Annotated in this window: 5 protein-coding genes and 1 pseudogene; 4 read left to right on the plus strand and 2 right to left on the minus strand. The window is 55.6% G+C overall.

Going from position 1 to position 5546, the window contains the following annotated elements; translation table 11 throughout:
* Positions 1–145 precede the first annotated feature (145 nt).
* Both ABJZ52_RS03280 and ABJZ52_RS03285 read right to left on the minus strand, forming a co-directional pair.
* A complete protein-coding gene (locus ABJZ52_RS03280) occupies positions 146–853 on the minus strand; it encodes an RES family NAD+ phosphorylase (RefSeq protein WP_348184361.1) in 708 nt (235 codons plus the stop codon).
* Positions 850–1266 carry an antitoxin Xre-like helix-turn-helix domain-containing protein gene (locus ABJZ52_RS03285; protein WP_348184362.1) on the minus strand — a complete coding sequence of 139 codons (417 nt, stop codon included), beginning with the start codon at positions 1264–1266 and terminating at the stop codon, positions 850–852. The genes ABJZ52_RS03280 and ABJZ52_RS03285 overlap by 4 nt, the downstream gene beginning before the upstream one ends.
* Before the next feature lie 606 nt (positions 1267–1872).
* On the opposite strand from ABJZ52_RS03285, the gene ABJZ52_RS03290 reads away from it, so the two are divergent.
* The 4 genes and pseudogenes from ABJZ52_RS03290 to ABJZ52_RS03305 all read left to right on the plus strand — a co-directional run bounded on the left by ABJZ52_RS03290 (position 1873) and on the right by ABJZ52_RS03305 (position 5493).
* Entirely contained in the window at positions 1873–2343 is a 471-nt protein-coding gene (locus tag ABJZ52_RS03290; protein ID WP_348184363.1) for a hypothetical protein, read from the plus strand.
* A 770-nt stretch (positions 2344–3113) separates the two neighbouring features.
* Positions 3114–3578, plus strand: a complete 465-nt coding sequence (locus ABJZ52_RS03295) for a hypothetical protein (protein WP_348184364.1) — start codon at positions 3114–3116, stop codon at positions 3576–3578.
* 420 nt (positions 3579–3998) lie between these two features.
* Positions 3999–4112 (plus strand): annotated as a pseudogene (locus ABJZ52_RS03300) (transposase); the annotation flags it as partial.
* Positions 4113–4390: 278 nt separating this feature from the next.
* Positions 4391–5493 (plus strand): IS3 family transposase gene (locus ABJZ52_RS03305; RefSeq protein WP_348184365.1). Its coding sequence is split into 2 segments (ribosomal slippage): positions 4391–4643 and positions 4643–5493, totalling 1104 coding nucleotides; the frame shifts between segments, so codons are not numbered across the junction.
* Positions 5494–5546 lie beyond the last annotated feature (53 nt).

Raw genomic sequence — 5546 nt, forward strand, 5'->3', positions numbered from 1 at the left:
ATTGAAACAGCGCACATGATCCGAAAGTGGCAACTGAACCGGCCGGGTGTACCTGCTTACCGACAGTTCATGGAGCTCGCAGAATAACTGCGTCAAGACAAAGCCGGACCCATGGCTCAAACAAAAGTTTGCGACAGAACCGTTTTCATTCCCGCACCGAAATTGTCGGGGCTCGTGCCCCTGCCCACTCGAACAACCAAGTATTTCCCTGTCGCACATTCTGAACCAAGTGCGGCCGAAGGGCGACGAGACACTGACCTTTCTCGTACCGCGCGGACTGATAGAGCAGTCCGTTTCCACCAGACCCTAGCACGTCGCGTGCGAGAGTTTGACCGGCCGGGTAGGCGACGCCCGGGTCCGGGCTCGAGACGTCCCCGTGGATTTTGCCCTCAAGATCATGAAACTGCGACGTGAACCCCGCAATGAGCTCACGATAGGCCGTGACGTTCTCGAACACCCCGGTCGCTTCCAGCTCCCGCGTGAGGTGCCAAGTGACTTCGGCCTGCGCGGTTTCTACGGCCAGCTCACCATGGGAAGCATACCACGCACCGCGCTCCGGCCCGTTGAACCGATTGCCAGTCGCGCGCGTGTAGCAGAAGGCTGCATTGACATATGTCCAGCCGTAGCCATCAGCCTCGGTCAGGAGTTCGGCTGGGGTCAACCCATTTGGCACCGGCAGAATTACCAACTGCCGTGCCGAGGTCAGTCCCTCAATCTCTTCGAGGATCGCGAGTTCCTCCTCATCATCTGCAAGAGGTGCCATAGCCGGCTCGTCGATATAAGCTGTAGAGATCAGCCTGATGGTCGCGGGATGAGTAAACTCGACAACCTCGAGATCAGAGGCTCGGATCACATCCCCCCCCGGAGCGCGTCGATATGCTGACGCATTTTCATCATAGCGGGAATGCCGCCGTCGCACATGACCTGCACCGGGCTCTTGCCGTTGAAGCCAGGACCGGAGTTGGGAGTTTTTGGCCAGCCGTTGGTCAGAGGACCGTTGAAAAGAAGCCGTAGGCCCTTGAAAAGGCCGATGATCAAGCTTGCGCGGGTGACCTTGTCCTGATCAAGTACACCCTTGTAGCTACCTGCCTTCATTCGGCTCCAGGTCGCACTTGGCACGTCGAAAAGCGCGGCAGCTTCCGCGTTGGACAGGTTCCAAACGTCTGCCGCGCGGACAACCGCCTTCACGATCGCTGCAATCCTGTCGTCATCAGCAACGGGGTGCACGGCCTCATGTTCCGGGGCGTGCTGACTGGATTCAAACATAGTTTTTCTCCATATGATAATAAAAATATAATCATATGATATTATCTTGTCAAGGAAAGGCTGCCGAGCCGAGCGTTCACGTCACGGGCGCGCAGCTCGCATGATCATGTATCTCGAGTTCAGAGAAGAGCATACCGATATCCGCGATGTTGTTCGCAATTCGGCAAGTCGTACAACGGCACTAGATCAAAGGCCAATAGGAACGGTTCTGTCGCCAAACGCCCTTGTCCACAGACCCTTGGAGCAAATCGCATGGTGGGTGCCCAGTTCTTTCCGGAGGACATCACAATGACCGTCGCATCATTCCGAAGATTTCAATCAGGCACCCGACGCGAGACAAAGCCCGCCTCGATCGTACCGGCACCAGAACCTCCCGACAGGAAATGACGAGGCGAGTCTCGTTCGACACAGAACGCGCTTTCAAAACGCGCTAGTGAGCGAGCGTCTGCGCTATAGCGTGTCGTGTTCAACCGAAAGAAAGAGCGTCACTTTTTGCCTTGGAACCCCTGGTTCCAGACAATGAAATGTGGCTGCCGCTACATGCGCTTCGCTCTGGCGAACACCCACGTCGAACGAGCGCTCACTCTTGGATAAGGAAATACAAATATGGGCATCTTTGGCATAAACTTTGGCGGTCGGAAATCGGTACCCGCTGGCTCAGGCAATCCTGCGCAAACATCGTCCTCCAGCTCTGGGTCATGGGGATGGAAGCCGTTCAAGAATATGAGCATTAAGATAAGAAGGCAGTCGGTGTCTCAGAGGAGTGACCCCAAGGTTGACGCGGCACGTTCTACCATGAAACCTCATCGGGACGGCACTGGCATCGAGCCCCAGCCGTTTAATCCAAATAGTAAAGTAAATAATAATATAAATGTAAACTCTGCGACAAAAGTTGAGACATCTAAGCCTCACGAAGAAGCAGGCGACCAGAAGTATTCATCGGGCAAAATACAATCCATGGAAAAGGAAATCCAATCCATGAGAACGATTGACTTCATCGAAAAGATTGACGATCTCGTTGAAGCGACGGGGTTCCCAAAGGGAACACTGTATAACATGTACATGAGCGGTAAATAAATCGGCTTCACGAATGAAACTTCGTGCTAAATCGAACCGCTGGGCAGCTGCTGAAGAAGTGTACGTGTCTCGTGATCACCACGCAGAATTTTGTGCAGCACAGGCTGTGAACCAGCCACTTTCTTGAGCATCTAGAGCTTTTTCCAGGCAGAGAACAGTCCTTGCCCGGACAGCAATGGAAATGCGCTGATTATCCTGCCCGGTAACGGGGCGCTCAGCGTCGGCCGGACTCTTTGTCTGGCTGGCGCCTTTTGCATTCAAGGGAACCTTGATCCCACCGCGTGCGGCGGCTTGCGATTCATCAGCCCGTCCGTCCCCTCGCGGTTTATCGGTCCCCCGGGACAGCGCGCACCATCGCGGCGGCAGGGTCGGCTGCATCTCCGGGATGTCCTCGGTAAGGAGCCTCTTCAGACCTGTCACGGCGTTTGATCGTGGCGGCGCGTTCCCGATGCCCCGCGCCGCGCCAACTCCATGGCATCGACGGATGGGCCGTCCAACGCCCGGCCGCGTCCTTGGGCAGGCCCCACAAGCCGGACGAACTCTCGGGTCGAGTGCCATTCAGCACAGGTGCTTCGGGTCTTGCTCCCCAATGTTGAGGAATGTGATTGATTGAGGCGTGCGGACAGCATCTCGGTTCGTCGCAGTTAATGCGGGAAAGGAAGGCCATTTCAGCCCCTTTGTGTCTGCAATTGAAGCAATCCGCCTAAAGGCCAGGTCAAATCCCGATCGTCCACGGAGCCTGGCGCAACGACGAAGCAAGGGTTCATTGCGTGCGCTTACATTCTCTTCGGTTCCAGCAAAATCATGTCGGTTTGGGGTTTGCTCTGGCGGTCGGCATTGCTCTCTCGGGCTGTACCGTCAGCGGGCCGATGGTACATGCCAGCAAGGATACATCCGCCAGCGAGGCTGTGTCGATTGTGTCCCCGGCCGAGCCGGCTCGACAAGTCATCGAGGACGACGATTGGGAGGCCATCGCCCAGAATCTTGACAAGGTCGTTCCGGACCTGTCGTCCCGCGCGGTTGATCTGGCCGCAGGTTGGTCATGGTTCAGTCCGGTCAGCGGAAATTCCGGGACACTGTTGAAGATTGAGACTGCCGGGTTATCGGAAACGGAATGCATCTCGTTTCAGACAACAGCCAACACGATCACGGGCATTGGTCTTTACACCGGAACTGCCTGCAGGGCACTTGGACGTCGATTTGCAGTGACCGAGCTGAACGTAAATGCAACTTGAGTCCAAATTCCGAAAGGAATGCCAGTCTCAACCAGTTCAAATCGATGCGATGGCTAAATATGGGCTCGACAGGTTCTGCCACGGATCTTTCATCCATCGGCGACCGGTTGGTGTTTACCCCGATCGGCGCCGGTTGAGCAAACGCCGATCCGCGGAGCATTCATCTTGCGTAGTCGGCAAGGGGAGAGGCTGTACGGAGCTGAAACAGTGTACATGATCCGAAAGTGCAACTGAACCGGCCGAGTGTACCTGCTTACCGACAGCTCATGGAACTCGCAGGATAACTGTGTCAAGACAAAGCCACAGATCCAACTACCACTAAAGTTTGCGACAGAACCCAGCATCAAGCGGTAATCATCCCCAAAAACCACTGGGTTGAAAATTGGACTTCTCCGACCTTTGAGGCGCCTGGAGAACAACATGAAGAAATCGAGATTTACGGAAAGCCAGATCCTGTCAATTTTGAAGCAGGGTGAGAACGGTGTGCCGGTTGCCGATCTTTGTCGGGAACACGGGATCAGCAACGTGACGTACTAGGCCCTGTTGACAAAGTGGATTCACAAATCAGCTGATCCGTGATTCAAGACTGTTTTTTGGGAGGCGGTTTTGGCGCGTGGTGATTTGTCTGACGCAGAATGGGAATTGATCGAAGCATTGCTTCCTTCAGAGCGTTGCCGAAAGTCCCGCCCGGCTCAGGATAATCGTCGTTATTTGAACGGCATGTTGCATGTCTGATGTGCTCCCGCTAAATGCCCCCGATTTGAATTAGAGTTTTCCGCGACGATTTTCCTGGCTGGGACGGAGCGGAATTTATGAAGGCATCGAAGTTTTCGGATGCGCAGAAGGCGTTCATCGTCAAGCGCGGGGAAGAAGGCGTTCCTGTTGCGGAGATTTGCCGTGAAGCCGGGATCAGCCAGGCGACCTATTTCAACTGGCGGAAGAAGTACGCGGGCCTGATGCCGTCGGAGATGAAGCGTCTCCGCGAGTTGGAACAGGAAAACGCCCGTCTCAAGAAAATTGTCGCTGACTTGTCTCTCGATAAGGAAATGCTCCAGGACATCGTCAAACGAAAGCTCTGAGGCCTGCCCGGAAAAGAACGCTGGTCGACGAGATGCGGTCGGACTGGTCGGTGTCCATTCGCCGTGCGTGCGCGGTGATCCGGTTTGATCCGACGACCTATCGCTATAAATCCCGTCGATCCGGCCAGGCCGCTTTGGAACAGCGGATCAGAGAGATTTGCCAGACGCGCGTCCGGTTCGGATATCGGCGCGTGCATGTATTGCTGCGTCGGGAGGGGTGGGTCATCAACATGAAGAAAACGCGGCGGATCTACAACGAATTGGGCCTGCAACTGAGGAACAAGCATCCCAAGCGCCGGGTGAAGGCAAAGCTGCGCGAAGACCGGCAGGAAGCAGTCGGGCCGAACGATGTCTGGGCCATGGACTTCGTGCATGACCAGCTCGCGACCGGTCGGAAGATCCGCGTTCTGACGGTGATCGACACGTATTCTCGCTATGTGCCGGCGCTTGATCCGCGCTTCAGTTATCGGGGCGAGGATGTGGTGAGAACCCTGGAAACTGTCTGCAAGCGGATTGGCTATCCCAAGACGATCCGGGTCGATCAGGGCTCCGAGTTCATTTCCCGGGATCTCGATCTGTGGGCTTATCGAAGGGGCGTTACGCTGGACTTCTCCAGGCCTGGAAAACCGACAGATAATGCCTTCATTGAGGCCTTCAACGGCCGGTTCAGGGCGGAGTGCCTGAATGCTCATTGGTTCCTGAGCCTTGCAGATGCTGCCGAAAAATTGGAGGATTGGCGCAAGGACTACAACGAACACAGACCTCACGGTGCCATCGGTAACAAGGTGCCGATGGACCTGATGAAATCGGAACGTGCAGCCAGCCCGTGTTCCTGATTTGGTCCGGAAAACTCTAGCCCGACCCGGGGGCACGTTGGGTAGCACTCCAA

The organism is Roseibium sp. (assembly GCF_039982295.1).
Taxonomy (GTDB): Bacteria; Pseudomonadota; Alphaproteobacteria; order Rhizobiales; family Stappiaceae; genus Roseibium.